The following is a 15,744-nucleotide window of genomic DNA, read 5'->3' on the forward strand; positions in this document are numbered from 1 at the left end:
CGATGACGGGACGGATGTACGGGGTCGGACTGGGCCCGGGAGACCCTGAGCTGGTCACGGTCAAGACGGCCCGGCTGATCGGCGAGGCGGACGTGATCGCGTACCACGCCGCCAGGCACGGCCGCAGCATCGCCCGCTCGATCGCGCTGCCGTACCTGCGGGAGGGGCAGATCGAGGAGTTGCTGCTGTACCCGCTGACCACGGAGACCACCGACCACCCCAGCGGCTACCAGGGCGCGCTGGACGACTTCTACGCCGACTGCGCCGAACGGCTGGCCGCCCACCTGGACGCGGGCCGGACCGTGGTCGTGCTGAGCGAGGGCGACCCGCTGTTCTACGGCTCCTACATGCACATGCACAAGCGGCTGGCCCACCGCTATCCGACCGAGGTGGTGCCGGGCGTGACCTCGGTCAGCGCCGCCTCCGCCGTACTGGGGCGGCCGCTGGTGGAGCGGGACGAGGTGCTGACCGTACTGCCCGGCACGCTGCCCGCCGAGGTGCTGGCCGAGCGGCTGCGCGGCACCGACTCGGCGGCGGTGCTGAAGCTGGGCAGGACGTTCGAGAAGGTCCGCGACGCCCTGGCCGAGGCCGGGCGGCTGGACGACGCCTGGTACGTCGAGCGCGCCACCATGGGCGCCGAACGCGTCGCGCCGCTCAAGGACGTGGACGCCGACGGCGTTCCGTACTTCTCGCTGGCCCTGCTCGCCAGCCCGGCCGAGCGCACCTTCGTCCCCGAGCCCTCATCGACCGAGGGGCGCGGCGAGGTGACCGTCATCGGTCTCGGCCCGGCCGGGCGGCCGTGGCTCACGCCGGAGGCGCAGGAGGCCCTCGCCGCGGCCACCGACCTGGTCGGCTACGGCCCGTACGTGGACCGGGTGGCGCCCAACCCGCGCCAGCGCCGCCACCGAACCGACAACCGGGTCGAGGCCGAACGCGCCAGGCACGCGCTGGAGCTGGCCGCGGCGGGCGCGCGGGTGGCCGTGGTGTCCTCCGGCGATCCCGGGGTGTTCGCCATGGCCAGCGCGGTGCTGGAGGAGGCGGCGGCCGGGTTCCCCGACGTGCCGGTACGGATCGTGCCCGGCCTGACGGCCGCGCAGGCGGTGGCCAGCAGGGCGGGGGCGCCGCTCGGCCACGACTACTGCGTACTGTCGCTGTCGGACCTGCTCAAACCGTGGGAGGTGGTGGCCGACCGGCTGACCGCGGCCGCCAAGGCCGACCTGGTGCTGGCGCTGTACAACCCGGCCTCGCGCAGCCGTACGTGGCAGCTCGCCGCCGCGCGTGACCTGCTGCTGGAGCATCGCGACGCGGCCACTCCGGTGGTGATCGGCCGCGACGTCGGCGGCGCACAGGAGAGCGTCACCGTCACCACGCTCGGCGAGCTCGACCCGGCCCAGGTGGACATGCGCTGCCTGCTGATCGTCGGCTCCTCCACGACCCGGGTCACCGCTCGCGGCGTCGTCTACACCCCCCGCCGCTACCCCTGAGCCCAGAGCGCCGCCGCGTTCACGGTCTCCACCAGGCGGACACCCGTCGGCAGCGGCGGCCGGTCCACCATGATCACCGGTAGCCCCAGCTCGCGGGCCGCGACGAGCTTGGCGGCCGTGAGCCGGCCGCCGCTGTCCTTGGTGACCAGCACGTCCAGACGGTGCTCGCGGATGAGGGCCAGCTCGCCCTCGACCGTGTAGGGCCCACGGTCGAGCAGTACGTGTACGTGGGGCGGGACCGGCGGTTCGGGCGGATCGACGGACCTGGCCAGCAGCCACACCCCGGCCAGCCCGGTGAAGACGGGCAGACTCCGGCGCCCGGTAGTGAGAAACACCCGCACCGGCCCGGCCGACTCGGCGAGGCGGGTGGCGGCGGCCTGCAGGGAGTCGACGCGCTGCCAGGTGTCGGCTGGTCCCTGCGGCCAGCCCGGTCGGCGCAGGACGAGGAGCGGCACGCCCGTGCGCGCCGACACCTCGGCCGCCGAAGCCGTCATCCGCGCCGCGAACGGGTGGGTGGCGTCCACCATGGCGTCGATCCGCTCGGCGGCCAGCCACGTGGCCAGCCCGTCCGGCCCGCCGAATCCGCCCGCGCGCACATCGCCGACCGGCAGCCTCGGGTTCGTCACCCGCCCGGCCAGCGACGACACCACGTGCACGCTCGGGACGTCGGCCAGCTCGGCGGCCAACGCCCGCGCCTCCGCCGTGCCGCCCAGGATCAGAACCCGTCTCATGCCGCCATCCTGCGCGCCTGCGCTGTGCCGCTGCCCCTGCGGCACCGCCTGCCCTGCCGCAGGGGCAGCGCGATCAGGTCCCGTCGCATGATCGTTCCCGCTCCGCGCTGTACAGGTGGCTGTCGGGAAACTGTGTCGCCGACAGCGCCCGGCCGACGACGATCACCGCGGTGCGGCGGATCCCGGCCTCGTGGACCTGCTCGGCGATGTCCCTCAACGTGCCGCGCAGAACGACCTCATCGGCCCGGCTCGCCCGCGCCACCACCGCGACCGGGCAGTCGGCCCCGTAGGAGGGCAGCAGCTCCGCCACCACCGCGTCGATCCGCTGTACGGCCAGGTGCAGCACCATCGTGGCACGGCTGGCGCCCAGCGTGGTCAGGTCCTCGCCGTCGGGCATCGGCGTGGCCCGCGCCGACGTACGGGTCAGGATGACCGTCTGGCCGACACCGGGCACGGTCAGCTCCCTGCCCAGCGCGGCCGCCGCCGCCGCGAACGCCGGAACGCCCGGCACCACCTCGTACGGCACGCCGAGCGCGTCCAGCCTGCGCATCTGCTCGGCCACCGCGCTGAACACCGACGGGTCCCCCGAGTGCAGCCGCGCCACGTCCATGCCCTTGGCGTGGGCGGCGGCCAGCTCCGCGACGATCTCGTCGAGCGTCAGGTTCGCGGTGTCCACCAGCCTGGCGTCTGCCGGGCAGGACTCCAGCAGTTCGCGGGGTACGAGCGAGCCCGCGTACAGGCAGACCGGCGACGATTCCAACCGCCGCAACCCCCGCACCGTGATCAGATCCGCGGCACCGGGGCCCGCCCCGATGAAGTAGACGGTCACGAAACGTCCTCCCTGACGATCGACCACACGGTCACCGGCATCGCGGCCCGCCAGCCGGTGAACCCGCCGACGGGCGCGGCCCGCTGCACGGACAGGCGCACCAGATCGCCGCCCAGCCGGGCGTACCATCCGGCGACGAGGGACTCCGACTCCAAGGTCACGGCGTTCACCACGAGCCTGCCGCCGGGCCGCAGCGCCGCCCAGCAGGTCTCCAGCATTCCGGGCGCGGTGGCGCCGCCGCCGACGAACACCGCGTCCGGCGCGGGCAGGCCCTCCAGCGCCACCGGCGCTCGCCCCTCCACGACGCGCAGGGCGGGAACCCCGAGCCGGTCGGCGTTGCGGCGGATGGCAGCGACGCGATCGGCCCTGCTCTCGACCGCCACGGCGGCGTTCGACGGGTGGGCGCGCAGCCATTCGACGGCGATGCTGCCCGCGCCCGCGCCCACGTCCCACAGCAGTTCGCCGGGCAGCGGCGCCAGCCGTGACAGGCTGACGGCCCGGACCTCGCGCTTGGTGAGCTGCCCGTCATGCTCGAAGGCCGTGTCCGGCAGTCCGGGCACGCGAGCGAACGGCTCGGCGCCGGGTCCGGCGACGCACTCGACCGCGATCACCTGCAACACCGATGTCGCTCCCGCCCATTTCTCGGCCGTTCCCGTCCGGACGGACTCCGACGCCGCGCCCAGGTCCGACAAGACCGTCATCGGGCTCGGACCGTACCCGAGCCCGGTCAGCAGCCCCGCCACCAGAGCCGGGGCGTCCCGACCGGCGCCCAGCACCAGGACCCGGCGCCCGGGAAGGATCGCGGCGTTCAGCGCGGCCAGCGGGCGGCCCACCAGGCTGACCACGTCCACCTGCTCGACCGGCCAGCCCAGCCGAGCGCACGCCAGCGACAGCGACGACAGATGCGGCAGCACCCTGACCCGGGCCGCGCCGAGCAGCCGCACCAGGGTGGAGCCGATGCCGTAGAACATCGGATCGCCGCTGGCCAGCACGCACACCTGGCGATCGGCGTACCGCTCCATGAGCTCGGGCAGCGCGGGCAGCAGCGGCGAGGGCCAGGCCACCCGCTCAGCACCGGACCGGGGCACGAGGCCGAGTTGGCGGGAGGCGCCCATGAGCACCTCCGCCGCCTCCAGTACGCGTCGCGACTCCGCCGGCAGGCCGTCCCAGCCGTCCGCGCCGATGCCGACGACGGTGATCACACGTTGCCCAGCACGCGCGTCACCTGGATCTCCACCACCACCCGCGCCGGATTGGGCCGGGGCGGCTTGTAGCGGGCGGTGTAACGGCGCTCGGCGTCGGCCACCTGCTCCGGTTCGGTACGCACCACGGCCCGCCCCTCCAGCGTCGACCACCGCCGGCCGTCCACCTGGCTGAGCGCGACCAGCGCGCCGTCCGCTCCGATGAGCCGGGCTTTGTACGAGGAACCGGAGGTGATCACCCGGGCGACGCCGGTCTCCAGATCCAGCGTCGCGCCGACCGGCACCGCGTGCGGCGGCCCGCCGGAACGCGCCGTTGAGAGCGTGCACAGGTGCCGTTCCTGCCAGAACGCGGCGAAAGCGGCGCCCTGCTCGACCAGATTCACGAGCCTCCTCGAGGGAATTGCGGAGGCATATCGTATATCCAGCTCTCTGGCAGACTCGTGCGGGTGAAGCGGCTACTCATCATCGGCATCGGCGCCGGAGATCCCGACCATCTCACTCTGCAGGCGGCCAAGGCCATCTCCGCCACGGACGTGTTCTTCATCGTCGACAAGGGCGAGGTCAAACAGGATCTCGTACGTCTCCGGCTGGACCTGATCGACCAGCACGGCCGCCCGCCGTACCGGATCGCCGAGGCCCGCGACCCCGAGCGCGACCGCACCACCCCCGCCTACACCGCCGCCGTCGAGGACTGGCGCTCCCGCCGCGCGCTGGCCTGCGAGGCGCTGATCCGTGAGGAGCTGAAGGAGGGCCAGACGGGGGCGTTCCTGGTGTGGGGCGATCCGGGCGTGTACGACAGCACGCTGACCATCGTCGAGGAGATCCTCCAACGCGGAAACGTCACGTTCGACTACGAGGTGATCCCAGGGGTCAGCAGCGTGGCCGCGCTCACCGCCCGCCACCGCACCAGCCTCACCCAGGTCGGCCGCCCCGTGCACCTGACCACTGGCCGCCGCCTGGCCGAGGACGGCCCGTCCGCCGACGATGTCGTGGTCATGCTGGACGCCCACTGCTCCTTCGCCGGCCTCGACGACTTCCACATCCACTGGGGCGCCTATCTGGGCAGCCCCGACGAGATCCTGGTGTCCGGCCCGGTGGCCGAGGTCGGCGACCGGATCCGCGAGCTTCGCGCCGAGGCCAGGGCCCGCAAGGGCTGGATCATGGACACCTACCTGCTGCGCCGCCTTCCTCGTACGGACAGTTGAGTCAAAGCAGCGCATCGGCGGTGATGGGCAGTTCGCGGACGCGGCGGCCGGTGGCGTGGAAGACGGCGTTGGCGATGGCGGGCGCCACGCCGGTGTACACGACCTCGCCGAGGCCCTTGACGCCGATGGGGTCGGCCTCGCGGTCGTCACCGTCGAGGTAGATCGCGCGCAGGGAGGGCACGTCGGCGTTGACGGGGACGAGGTAGTCGGCGAGGTTGGCGTTGACGATCCGGCCGTCGCGAGGATCGGTGACCGTGTGCTCCAGCAGGGCGGCGCCGATACCGCCGACCATCCCGCCGATCGCCTGGCTGTCGGCGAGTTTGGGGCTGATGATGCGTCCCGCGTCGTAGACGCCGAGCATCCGCCGGATGCGGACCAGGCCGAGACGGTGGTCGACGGCGACCTCGGCGAACGTGGCGTTATAGGCATACATCGAGAAACGACTCTCTCCTGGGGTGAAGGAGCCGAGCGTTTCGAGGTGGGTGCGGTTGTTACGGGCAAGGAGCTGCTGGTACGTCTCCCCGCGCGCGGAATCGCCCTTCACGTGCAGCCGGCCGTCACCGGCCACGACGTCGCCCGCGTCGACGCCGTGCAGCGGCGACCGCTCATCCGCGACGGCCAGCTCGACGGCCTGACGGCGCAGCTTGTCGCAGGCGTCCTGGACGGCGGAGCCGACACTGGCCATGGTCATGGAACCGCCGTGGGGCGGGGTCGGCGGCATGATGGAGTCGCCGAGCCGGAAGGTCACGGCGCTCACGCTCAACCCGAGGGCGTCGGCGGCGACCTGGGTCATGGAGGTGTACGTGCCCGGTCCCATGTCGCTGGACGCGGCTTCGACCAGGGCGCTCCCCCGGGCATCGAGCCTGGCCCGCGCCTGGGCCGCGCCGCGCTGGGTGTCATAGACGCCGGCGGCCATGCCCATGCCGATCAGCCAGTCGCCGTCGCGGGTGGAGCGCGGCTTGGGGTCACGCCGGTCCCAGCCGAATTCGCGGGCGCCGACGGTGTAGCACTCGCGCAGCCGCCGGGTGGAGAACGGCCGCCCCGTCGCGGGATCGTCGTCGGGTTCGTTGCGCCGGCGTAGCTCGATCGGGTCGAGGCCGAGCTCGTGGGCGAGTTCGTCCATCGCCGACTCGACGATGTAGGAGGTGGTCGAGTGACCGGGGCCGCGCATGTACAGCGGAGTGTTCACATCCAGCGGCACCCTCTCATACGTCTGCGAGACGTTGGGCATGCTGTAAAGCATCTGCCCCGTCGTCAGGACGCCCTCCTGGCAATCCTCGTACGTGGAGGTCTCGGCCCTGATGTCGTGCGTCATGGCGAGCAGGCGCCCCCGCCGGTCGCCGCCCAGCCGCACCTTGTACTCATAGGCGGGCCGGTAGCCCGTCCCGAAGTACTGCTGCCTGCGGGCCAGGACGAGTTTGACCGGGCGGCCGGTCTCGCGGGCGGCCAGGGCCGCGATGGTGACGTGCGGCCAGGCCCGCAGGCCGCTGCCGAACGCGCCGCCGACGAACGGCGAGATGACCCGCACCGACTCCTTCGGCATGCCGAACACGGCGGCGAGCTCTTCCTGGGTGCCGTTCACCCACTGGGTCTTGTCCCACACCGTGAGCCGATGGCCGTTCCAGCGGGCGATGGTGGCGTGCGGCTCCATCGCGTTGTGATGGTTGCGGGCGGTACGGTACGTCATCTCCATCCGTACCTCCGCCGAGCGCAGGGCCTGCTCCGCGTCACCCCGCGCGTAGGTCACGGGCTTGTTCGTCCGGTCACCGGCCAGGCCGGTCGACGGTTTCTCGGCGGCGTAGCGGACCTCGACCAGGCGGGCCGCGTGCTGCGCGGCCTCGAGCGTGGTGGCCACCACGACGGCGACCGGCTGACCGAAGAAGCGCACCCGATCGTCCTGGAAGACGTGCAGCCGCTCACCGCCCTCCGGGTTGTTCGATCCCGCGTTGGGACGGTAAGCGAGCTTGGGCGCGTTGAGGTGGCTGATCACCTTCAGGACACCGGACTGACCGAGGGCGGCGCGCGCGTCGAGGCCGGTGATGCGGCCTCGCCCGACGCCGCTGTCGACGATGACGGCGTACACCACGCCATCAACGTCATGCTCGGCGGCGTACGTCGCCCGCCCGGTCACTTTCAGCCGCCCATCCACCCGGGACAGCGGCGCCCCCACGGCTCGCCGGCTCATTCGCTTCCTCCCACGACGCGCAGTTGCCGTTCGACGGTACGTTTCAGCAGTTCGACCTTGAAGCGGTTGTGCGCGAGCGGGCGGGCTCCATCCGCCGCGTGCTCGGCCGCCTCAGTCCACAGCGCCGGCGACGGCCGCTCGCCGATGAGGCGGCGTTCGACGGCGGGCAGCTTCCACGGCACGGTGCCCACGCCTCCGGCTGCGACCTTCGCCTCCCGGATCACCCCGCCCTTGACGTGCAGCGCGACCGCCGCCGAGGTCAGCGCGAACTCGTACGACTGCCGGTCACGCACCTTGAGGTAGCCGGACCTGAGCGGACGCGGCAGGGCAGGAAGCTCCACGGCGGTGATCAGCTCGCCGGGCCGCAGGCCCTGTTCCCGGTCCGGGGTGCCGCCCGGCCGCAGCAGGAAGTCGGCGAAGGCGACGCCGCGCTCCCCGTCCGGGCCCCGCAGGCGCACACTCGCCTCCAGCGCCGCGAACGCCACGGCGACGTCGGAAGGGTGGGTGGCCACGCACTGGTCGGAGCCGCCCATGATCGCGTGAGCGCGGTTGAACCCCTCCAGCGCCGCGCATCCCGAGCCGGGCTCGCGCTTGTTGCAGGGCGCTGTCACGTCACGGAAGTACGTACACCGGGTGCGCTGCATGATGTTGCCGCCGATGGTGGCCATGTTGCGCAGCTGGGCCGACGCGCTCAGCTCCAGCGCCTGCGACACGACCGGGAAGGTGGCCCGCACCTTGGGATCGGCGGCGGCCTCGGCCATCGAGACCAGCGCGCCGATGCGCAGGCCCCCGCCCGCGGTGGCGGTGACCTCCCCCAGGGGCAGGGCACTGATGTCGACCAGCGCGCCGGGGCGCTCGACGCTCTCGCGCATCAGGTCGACCAGGGTGGTGCCGCCGGCGATGTAGCGCCCGCCCCGCCGCCCGGCGGCAAGGGCTCCCTCGAGGTCGGAGACCTTGGTGTAGGAGAAGGGATGCATCAGGTCCTCCGCGCCGCTTGCTCAACCGCTCTGACGATCTTCACGTAACAGCCGCAGCGGCAGATGTTGCCGCTCATCCACTCCCGGATCTCCGCCGGCGACCCGGCGTGACCCTCCCGGATGCAGCCGATCCCGGACATGATCTGACCCGGGGTGCAGTAGCCGCACTGGAAGGCGTCCTGCTCGACGAACGCCTCCTGCAACGGATGCAGCTCGTCACCCTCTCCCGGGGCGAGCCCCTCGATGGTGGTGACCTCCGCGCCCTCCAGCCGTACCGCCAGCGTCAGGCACGCGTTGACCCGGCGACCGCCGACCAGAACCGTGCACGCTCCGCAGGCCCCGGCGTCGCAGCCCTTCTTGGTGCCCGTCAGCCCGAACCGCTCGCGCAGCAGGTCCAGCAGCGAGGTCCGATTGTCGATCATCGCGGCGTGCCGCTCGCCGTTGACGGTCAGCGAGACGCGCCCGCTGAGCGGCCCCTCGGCGGCGCCCGCCGCCTCCGCGACCGCCGTCTCCGCGCTCACCAGGTCGCCCGCGACAACGACCGCCGCGGTGGTCGTGGCGATGAACGTACGCCGAGACACCGTCGAGGCGGGCCCCGGAACATATGAGTCAGGAAGTTCGGAAGACATAGGCACCCTCTCGGTTGGGCGAAGGACCGGCGTTCACACTCATCCGCGCGCCGGAGGCATGGCCGCGCCACGCGATTCAAGGATTCCGGCGCCGCGGCCGTAGCCTTATCCGCGCCCGGCGGCCAGCGGCAAGAGGCGGCGACGCCAGCCGTCTCTCTGGGCCGCTCCCCATGAAAGCACTGGTCAGCGGCCTGAGGGAGACCCTGCTGAGACATGTACTGACAGGGCACCTTTGAGTCTGGCCATGCGGCGACGTCGGATGGACACGACGTAGACGATCATGGCGAGGACGACCGTGATGAGCCCGAGCGGAACGGCATCGTCGGCCCCAGGACAGGTGCCGACCTGGGCTGTCAGGCGTGAGACTTGTACCATATGAGCTTGCTATGGAGAGCTGCGCAGGGAGTGAGCTTGCAGGTCGCGGTCGTCACCTTTGACGGATTCAACGAGCTCGACAGCTTTATCGCGTACGGGCTGATCAATCGCGCTCGCGTGCAAGGTCAGGACGTGACCGCGTACATCACGACACCAACGCCCGTCGTGACCTCGATGAACGGCGTGGAGGTGACCGGTCAGCGGCCGTTGGGCTTCATCACCGAGGCCGACGTCGTACTCCTCGGCAGCGGCATCAAGACCCGTGATGTCGTGGCCGATGACACCCTGCTGACGCGTCTCCCCCTTGATCCCGCACGTCAGTTGATCGGCTCGCAGTGCTCCGGAGCCCTGGTGCTCGCGCACCTCGGCCTCCTCACCGGACGACCCGCCTGCACCGACGCCATCACCCGGCCTTGGCTCGAAGAGCGCGGAGTGACGGTCCTGGACGCGCCGTTCCACGCGGAGGGCGCGATCGCGACCGCGGGCGGATGCCTGGCATCTGTCTATCTGGCGGCGTGGACACTCCTCCACACGGTCGGCGAGTCCGCCGCCTGGGCCGCGATCGAGTACGCGGCGCCTGTAGGTGAGAAACAGGAGATCGTTCAGCGCGTCATGTCCAGGGTGCGTACGGTCGAAGCGGCGCTGCGCTGACCGGTCTCACGAGGACCGCAACGGGATAGGGGCGGGGTCGGCTTACGCGGCTCGGGCGGGCTCTCCGTGCCAGACGCTGCCGCCATCACCGAAGTAGTACGCCACCCATGACGAGGCCGGCCGTCGGGCCTGCCGCCGCCCGACCGGCGAACGCCGAGCCTGGCCGACCAGCCGAGCCGCAGGTCGCCGAGCTCTCACGGTGCCGCCAGGCTCCAGGAGGGCGCTGGAATCGTCGGTGGCGTCTGTGAGGATGGCGTCTTTGTCGGCGTCTCTGGGGGTTCCATGTGGAGGTCGCTGCCGGTGGCGGCGCGGGTGCTGTTGTGGGTCCGGATTCTCAACGCGCTCGGCGCCTACGCACTGTCGTTCCTGGCGGTGCTGGCCGGGCCGGAGCTGGCCGCGGCGGCGCTGGCCCTGTTCGGGGTGGCCGCGCTGCTCTCACGCTGGGCGGGGGCGCTGCTGCTGGAGCGGTTCTCGCCGCGCGGTGTACTGAGTGCCGGGCTGGCCGCGACCGGCCTGGCCCTGTTCACGCTCGTCCTGGCCCAGGGCCCGGCGCAGGTGCTGATCGCCATCGCGTTGGTCGGACTGGCCTTCGAGGTGTACGAGCCGCCCTCGCAGGAACTGCTGGCGCGGGCGAGCGAGGGTGAGCAGCGCCATGCCACCTTCGCCGTCCTGGGAGTGGCGCTGTCGGCCGCCGGGGCCGCGGCGGGACTGCTGGCGGCGGTGCTCTTGCCGCTGGGAGTGCGCTGGCTGGTGACCGCCGACGCGCTCACCTGCCTGGTCGCGGCGGCCGTCGCTGTGTCGTTCCTACCACGCGATGATGCCCGATCCGGCGGGCGCCGCGCCGCGCGGCAGACTGGGAAGAGCGACCGCCGCACCGAGCGGCCCGCCGGGCTGAGCGGGCGCTTCCGGCCACCCGCCGTCTTGATGCGGCTGACCGTGGCGGGCACCGCGTTCGCGATCGGCTCTCTGGCGGTGATGATGTACGTGCCGCTGGCGCTGCTGGAGCGGGGCGCCGCATCGTGGCTGCCCGGCCTGACGCTGGCGAGCGCCGCCGCGCTGGCCCCCCTCACGCTGTGGGCCGCCCGCCGGCTGCTCGCCGGGCGCTCGCACGGGCTGATCCTCGGGATGGGCGCACTGCTGCTCGGGGCGCTCGCGCTGGTAATGGCCGCCACCACCAGTGTGCCGCTCACCATCGCCGCCTACCTGGGCTGTACCGCGACCAACAGCGTCCTGCTCGGCCGCTGGCAAGCGGCGGTCGCCGATGCCGCGCCGGAAGACGACCGGCCACGCTGGTTCGCCGTACAAGGATCGTCGTGGGGCGTGGCGCAGCCCATGGTCCCACCACTGGCCGCGGCCGCCGCAACCATCGCCGGCGCTGTCGGAGCCGGTGCTTTCCTGGCTGCCGGCTTAGCGTTCCTGCTGGTGCCATTGATGCTGCGGCGCCTGCCAGGTTGACGGCGAAGATCTGCCTGACGGTTGTCGTGCTCGTTGATGGGTTGGCGCGTCACGGCCCGGGCCGGTTGCCGGCGGATGCCGTGGCCGAACGTTAGGTGGCCCGTGGCGGGCCGGGCCAGGTCGAGGGCGTCGGATGACGTCCGGCAGAGCGGTGTAGTTTTTGACGCGCTCAGCCCTGTTCGCCTACGTAGGAAACACAACAAGATCGTTGATCCACCATGGGGTGGTACACAACTGGGCGTCGTCGTTGTCCGGGGGGTTTGTGATGAGTGAAATCCTTCAGACCTAGCCCTTTACATTGTAGATTTATTTGACTTGCGCCGCGCAGGGCTGCGCGGTCACGCGATCGCAGACGACCGTGCTTCTCGACGCCTTCGCCAGTGATCCGATCGGCATCATCGACCCGCTCGATATTTCCTGGGAGTCTGAACCTCTTAAAGTCGGTGGCCGAGTCTCCGCCGAGGTCATCGCCGTTGATCTCCGAGGGCAGCATGCACCTGGGAATCCGGGCGATCCCGCAGGCTGATCTGTCTCCCAGCCGCCATCTATGGGTGGTGGTCACAACGCAGTTTCGTTCCGGACGAGAAGCACGCTCCAGGGGGTTCTGAAGCGGGCCGACCTCTTGGCTGGGTGCCGGGGGTCGAGCAAGCCCAGGAGACGTTGTTGGGCCTGCAGCACGGCTAGACGGGCGGGACTGCTCGCGATGACGGGCCTTTTGAGCGTCCCCGCCGAGGGTGGCGGCGATGGCTTGCCAGGCGCGCTACTCGTTGATGTTCGTCTCCTTGGTGATCTCCAGCTCTACCATGCGGCCGTCTGGGTCGGTGAGAAGGTGCCTGCCGGTCGGGAGCCTGCCGACGACCGCGTGCGCGGGGACGCGGAAACCCAGACGCAGGCTGCCTGTGGGGGGTCGGCGGTCGGAGGCCGGGTAGACCTCGAAGACCGTCCCGCCAAGCTCGGCGGCGTAATGCTCGGGGCCGTTGCCGTGCTGTTCGAGCTGTAACGGCAGACCAAGGCTGAGGTAGAAGTCGGCGCACTCCCGCAGGTGGTCGGTGTACAGGACGATCAAGCTGGTGTACATGGTGCTCCTTGTGCGCGCCGGCGCCTGACCTGCCGAGCCGACCGATCAGGGTATTTCCTTTGACGATCTCTCGGCTCCGGCGCTCGGCAGCGAAACTTCGACACAGTGGCCGGCCCGCGTGCTCGGCCGGACAGGAGAAGCCCGTCAGCGCAGGGGGGCGAAGTCGGCAAGGGCGGTGGGCTGCTTGCCGGTGGTGATGTGCTCGGCGAGCAGCCGTCCCGTAATGGGGCCGTGGGCCAGACCCCACATGCCGTGACCGCCGGCCACGTAGATACCGGGGGCTTTGGTCGCGCCGATGAGCGGCCGGCCGTCCGGGGTGATCGGGCGAGGGCCCACCCAGACATCCGTGCGTTCATCCCAGTGCACACCGCGCAGCAGGGGCTGGGCGGAGGCGACGATGGCCTCCAGCCGGGCGGGCACCTGCGGGGCGTCCGGGTCGCGGAATTCCATGGTGCCTGCCACGCGCAGCCCGTTGCGATACGGCGTGCACGCCACCCGTACGTCGGGCAGGTAGATCGGGCCGGGGACGGGGTGGTCCACCGGCACGGTGAAGGAGTAGCCCCGGCCGGCCCGGACCGGGACGCGCACGCCCCACTGCCGGGCCAGGCGGGGCAGCCACGCGCCGGTGGCCAGCACCACCGCGTCGGCCGACAGGACGGTGCCCTTGCCCGAGCGCACGATCACCTTCCTGCCGTCGGTGCGCACCTCGTCGACCTCGAAGGCGTACACGGTCGCGCCGCGGCTCATCACGGCCTTGCCCAGGGCGTGCGCGAACGCGCCCGGGTCGACGTAGCGCTGCCCGTCGATGCGCACCCCCACGCCCAGCGCCTGACCGGCGAGCGGCACGTGCTCGGCCAGTCGCCGGGCGTCCAGCAGGGTATGGTCGACCCGCTGCCCGGCCGCTTCCAGTCGGCGCAGTTCGCGCAGCAGGCTCTCGGCATGGCGTGGTGTGCGGAACGCGGCGGTGATCGGCGCCGCGATGACCGGGGCGGACACGCCGTTGGCGGCCAGTACCTCGTAAGCCTCGACGCATTCCTCGTTGAGCGGCAGGTTGGCGCGCACGGCGCGCATCCACGATCGCCAGCGGCAGTTGGCGGCGAACCGGGCCAGAAACGCCCACAGCCCCGCATCGAGGCTCGCCGGCACGTGCAGCGGCGCGTCCGCGTTCAGCAGCGAGCGCAGGCCGTAGCGCAGGACCGCGGGCTCGTTCAGCGGGATGGCCAGGCCTGGGGCGACCCATCCGGCGTTGCCCCAGGATGCGCCGGCCGCCACGCCGCCACGGTCGACCACCTTGACCTCGACGCCGCGCTCCTGCAGGAACCACGCGGTCGACAGGCCCACGATGCCCGCGCCCACCACGATCACCGATCGCGGCCAGTTGCCGACCATGCCCAACCTCCAACGGGTACGAATGCCGATGTCCAAGCCAGCATGGCGCGCGCGGCAGCCGGCGGCGTTGTGGGCGGCCGACAATCACTTCGCGGCCGTTGTGCCATCGTCACAACGCCCGGCCCCCAGCCACGCCTCGACGGCGTTGACCGGCCGCGTCGGCGTCAGTGACAGGCCTGGTACAAGATCATCGGCGGGGGTCGTCCTCGGCGTCGGAGGCGGCCAGCATGATGATCATGGCGAGGCGTTTACGGGGGTCGTCCAGGTCCAGGAGAGTGACCTCGCTCATCTTGCGCAGCCGGTTGCGGACGGTGTTGGGATGCACCTGCAGTCGTTCGGCGGCCAAAGCGGGGTCGCCCTGGGTTTCCAGCCAGGCCCGCAACGTGGGCACGTAGCGTGTGCCGTGGCGGGCGTCATGTCGCAGCAGCGTGCTCAGCGGCCCGCGGGCCGGGACACGGCCGGTGCGCGAGGCCGCGCGTAGCCGCCGCAGCAAGATGTCGTCCCACGACTCGTCATAGGCGGGCGCGACAGTGCCGGGCCGGCCGGTCTCGGGCAAAGCCAGGCACTCGTCGGCCTCCTGGCGGCCGGCGGGCAGTTCCTCGGTCGCGGCGGGCGCGCCGATTCCGGCCGCGATGCGTACCCGGGCGGGCAGTTCGACCCGCAGCGCGGTGATCCAGTGGCGGGCCATGTCCGCCTGCTCGGCGGGCAGGATCGTGTACAGCGTGTCGCCGAGCAGGGTGCTGCGGCCGGGTCTGGACCAGCCGAAGCCGGTGGTGGCCTGTTCGAAGGCCAGCAGCAGCGCGGCATGGGGCTCCTCGCCGTCGGTGTGGGCGCGGATCGCGATGACCCGCAGCGCCTGCGACGGCAGGCCCAGCCGGCTGATCACCGTCTCCGCGTCGACGCTGCCCTCCAGCAGCCGGATGACCAGGTCGGACTCCACCTGCCGCTCCAGGTCGGCGCTGGCCCGCGAGCGCAGCAGGTGCAGCGCCACCGTGCGTGCGCCGTGCGCCAGCGCGCGCCGGCGGGCGCCGGTCAGCGGGCGCTCGCAGCTCACCCAGACCGAACCGAGCAACTCGCGGCCGGCCCGCACCGCCACCGCCATCCGCCCGGTCAGGCCGTGCCCGGGATCGGCGGGGACGAACACCGGCTCGTCCGTCGCCGCCAGCTGGGCGAACACCCCCCGCTGCTGGAACAGCTCGCGTAGCCGGTCCGGGACCCGCCGGCCGAGGATCGTCTCCACCCGGGCCGGATCCCCCGCCTGCTGGGAGCGGGAGTAGGCCAGCACCCGCGAGTGCCGGTCCTCGATGGTCACCGCACCGCTGATCGTGTCGGCCAGGCTGTCGGCCAGGGCGAACAGGTCGGTCGGGCCGCGTCCCGAAGCGGTCTCGCGGCTCTCCAGCACCAGCCCGTACACCACGCCGGCGAGCTGGCTCCAGGAGACCGCGGAATCGGCCACCAGCACAGCCACCCCGAACTGGTCGCCGAGCGCGGCGGCCGCGCGCTCGGCCGCCGCGCGCCGCGTGGCGCCCGGGGCGGCAGCGCCCGTCCCCGGCG

General features: G+C 72.0%; 15 protein-coding genes. 5 read left to right on the top strand and 10 right to left on the bottom strand.

From position 1 onward, the window contains the following. Positions 1–2 precede the first annotated feature (2 nt). A complete protein-coding gene (locus tag AB0B64_RS38680; protein WP_358184023.1) occupies positions 3–1,484 on the top strand; it encodes a precorrin-2 C(20)-methyltransferase in 1,482 nt (493 codons plus the stop codon). Here the strand turns inward: AB0B64_RS38680 and AB0B64_RS38685 are convergent. From AB0B64_RS38685 to AB0B64_RS38700, 4 genes are all read right to left on the bottom strand, one after another. Next, complete coding sequence (locus AB0B64_RS38685; protein WP_358184026.1) at positions 1,475–2,215, bottom strand: cobalt-precorrin-6A reductase; 741 nt, start codon at positions 2,213–2,215, stop codon at positions 1,475–1,477. The two genes, AB0B64_RS38680 and AB0B64_RS38685, sit on opposite strands and share 10 nt — an antisense overlap. 73 nt (positions 2,216–2,288) lie before the next feature. Beyond that, on the bottom strand, positions 2,289–3,044 hold the full coding sequence (gene cobM / locus AB0B64_RS38690; RefSeq protein ID WP_357960409.1) for a precorrin-4 C(11)-methyltransferase: 756 nt from the start codon (positions 3,042–3,044) through the stop codon (positions 2,289–2,291). Further along, positions 3,041–4,246 (bottom strand): precorrin-6y C5,15-methyltransferase (decarboxylating) subunit CbiE, encoded by a 1,206-nt coding sequence (gene cbiE / locus AB0B64_RS38695; protein WP_357960407.1) that lies wholly within the window; start codon positions 4,244–4,246, stop codon positions 3,041–3,043. The genes cobM and cbiE overlap by 4 nt, the downstream gene beginning before the upstream one ends. Then, positions 4,243–4,629: a pyridoxamine 5'-phosphate oxidase family protein gene (locus tag AB0B64_RS38700; RefSeq protein WP_357960405.1), complete on the bottom strand. Its 387-nt coding sequence runs from the start codon at positions 4,627–4,629 to the stop codon at positions 4,243–4,245. Before AB0B64_RS38700 ends, cbiE begins: the two co-directional genes overlap by 4 nt. A 63-nt stretch (positions 4,630–4,692) precedes the next feature. Between AB0B64_RS38700 and cobF the strand changes: the two genes are divergently transcribed. Continuing rightward, entirely contained in the window at positions 4,693–5,451 is a 759-nt protein-coding gene (gene cobF, locus AB0B64_RS38705; protein WP_357960403.1) for a precorrin-6A synthase (deacetylating), read from the top strand. A 1-nt stretch (position 5,452) separates the two neighbouring features. Here the strand turns inward: cobF and AB0B64_RS38710 are convergent, their stop codons facing one another. The 3 genes from AB0B64_RS38710 to AB0B64_RS38720 are packed head-to-tail and all read right to left on the bottom strand — an operon-like array spanning position 5,453 to position 9,065. Beyond that, complete coding sequence (locus tag AB0B64_RS38710) at positions 5,453–7,636, bottom strand: xanthine dehydrogenase family protein molybdopterin-binding subunit (protein WP_358184029.1); 2,184 nt, start codon at positions 7,634–7,636, stop codon at positions 5,453–5,455. Next, complete coding sequence (locus tag AB0B64_RS38715) at positions 7,633–8,613, bottom strand: xanthine dehydrogenase family protein subunit M (protein WP_358184032.1); 981 nt, start codon at positions 8,611–8,613, stop codon at positions 7,633–7,635. Before AB0B64_RS38715 ends, AB0B64_RS38710 begins: the two co-directional genes overlap by 4 nt. After that, positions 8,613–9,065: a (2Fe-2S)-binding protein gene (locus tag AB0B64_RS38720; protein ID WP_263655841.1), complete on the bottom strand. Its 453-nt coding sequence runs from the start codon at positions 9,063–9,065 to the stop codon at positions 8,613–8,615. The genes AB0B64_RS38715 and AB0B64_RS38720 overlap by 1 nt, the downstream gene beginning before the upstream one ends. 582 nt (positions 9,066–9,647) lie before the next feature. Here AB0B64_RS38720 and AB0B64_RS38725 point away from each other — a divergent pair. From AB0B64_RS38725 to AB0B64_RS38735, 3 genes are all read left to right on the top strand, one after another. Next, positions 9,648–10,268, top strand: coding sequence for a DJ-1/PfpI family protein (locus tag AB0B64_RS38725; RefSeq protein WP_358184035.1), 621 nt, complete (start codon positions 9,648–9,650; stop codon positions 10,266–10,268). A gap of 282 nt (positions 10,269–10,550) precedes the next feature. Further along, on the top strand, positions 10,551–11,723 hold the full coding sequence (locus AB0B64_RS38730) for an MFS transporter (RefSeq protein ID WP_358184038.1): 1,173 nt from the start codon (positions 10,551–10,553) through the stop codon (positions 11,721–11,723). A gap of 358 nt (positions 11,724–12,081) precedes the next feature. Then, positions 12,082–12,249, top strand: coding sequence for a hypothetical protein (locus tag AB0B64_RS38735; protein ID WP_358184041.1), 168 nt, complete (start codon positions 12,082–12,084; stop codon positions 12,247–12,249). A gap of 234 nt (positions 12,250–12,483) precedes the next feature. Here AB0B64_RS38735 and AB0B64_RS38740 read toward each other — a convergent pair whose 3' ends face one another. The 3 genes from AB0B64_RS38740 to AB0B64_RS38750 form a co-directional block, all read right to left on the bottom strand. Beyond that, a complete protein-coding gene (locus AB0B64_RS38740) occupies positions 12,484–12,801 on the bottom strand; it encodes a glyoxalase/bleomycin resistance/dioxygenase family protein (RefSeq protein WP_358184044.1) in 318 nt (105 codons plus the stop codon). Positions 12,802–12,945: 144 nt separating this feature from the next. Next, the gene (locus tag AB0B64_RS38745) at positions 12,946–14,190 is read right to left on the bottom strand and encodes an FAD-dependent oxidoreductase (RefSeq protein ID WP_358184047.1); all 1,245 of its coding nucleotides are present in this window, start codon (positions 14,188–14,190) and stop codon (positions 12,946–12,948) included. Between the two features lie 187 nt (positions 14,191–14,377). Next, the coding region (locus tag AB0B64_RS38750; RefSeq protein ID WP_358184050.1) for a helix-turn-helix domain-containing protein at positions 14,378–15,744 on the bottom strand (1,367 nt) is incomplete at its 5' end.

Origin of the sequence: Nonomuraea sp. NPDC049129 (assembly GCF_040648495.1) — a bacterium.
Taxonomy (GTDB): Bacteria; Actinomycetota; Actinomycetes; order Streptosporangiales; family Streptosporangiaceae; genus Nonomuraea.

What these genes read in the sequence shown, in the direction of transcription:
- AB0B64_RS38680 (WP_358184023.1), top strand. Translation starts at nt 3, where the DNA reads ATGACGGGACGGATGTACGGGGTCGGACTGGGCCCGGGAGACCCTGAG.
- AB0B64_RS38685 (WP_358184026.1), bottom strand. Translation starts at nt 2,215, where the DNA reads ATGAGACGGGTTCTGATCCTGGGCGGCACGGCGGAGGCGCGGGCGTTG.
- AB0B64_RS38710 (WP_358184029.1), bottom strand. Translation starts at nt 7,636, where the DNA reads ATGAGCCGGCGAGCCGTGGGGGCGCCGCTGTCCCGGGTGGATGGGCGG.
- AB0B64_RS38715 (WP_358184032.1), bottom strand. Translation starts at nt 8,613, where the DNA reads ATGCATCCCTTCTCCTACACCAAGGTCTCCGACCTCGAGGGAGCCCTT.
- AB0B64_RS38730 (WP_358184038.1), top strand. Translation starts at nt 10,551, where the DNA reads ATGTGGAGGTCGCTGCCGGTGGCGGCGCGGGTGCTGTTGTGGGTCCGG.
- AB0B64_RS38740 (WP_358184044.1), bottom strand. Translation starts at nt 12,801, where the DNA reads ATGTACACCAGCTTGATCGTCCTGTACACCGACCACCTGCGGGAGTGC.
- AB0B64_RS38745 (WP_358184047.1), bottom strand. Translation starts at nt 14,190, where the DNA reads ATGGTCGGCAACTGGCCGCGATCGGTGATCGTGGTGGGCGCGGGCATC.